This is a genomic window from Treponema sp. R6D11 (assembly GCF_054786075.1).
Genome location: NZ_BDHD01001237.1, coordinates 1 through 352 on the forward strand (window position 1 = coordinate 1; position 352 = coordinate 352).

The 352-nt window shown below is 34.9% G+C and carries 1 protein-coding gene; it reads right to left on the bottom strand.

Features of this window, described 5'->3' with window-relative positions; genetic code table 11:
* Positions 1 to 134 precede the first annotated feature (134 nt).
* Positions 135 to 352, bottom strand: a 218-nt coding sequence (locus tag ACYVTD_RS18250; RefSeq protein ID WP_461249018.1) for a hypothetical protein, incomplete at its 5' end; no start/stop codon positions are given.

Sequence of the window (352 nt, forward strand, 5' to 3'; positions counted from 1 at the left end):
ACCGTTCTGCGCTACAAATACCGGTTTTGAATATTTCATAACCTTTCCTTTTGCGTTTATAGCCCGCTATGGCTTTTATCTATGACTGTTCAACGAACAGTATTCAAAACACTGAGAACATCAGTGTAAGAACCCTATGATTCTTTGGGAAAAAGCGCATTTATTTCGTTGTAGGATAAAGCAAATCTTTTTTCATCATCATTTTCGTTTTCAAAGATTGTATCGCACTCTCTTGGAATCTCTGTAAATGCGTTTATCAAACACTTTAAAAGTTGTGTATTTAGACCGTTTTGTATGTGGAGTATCGTCGCTTTTTTAAGTTCCATTAAACGGCGGGTATATTTATCTTTTT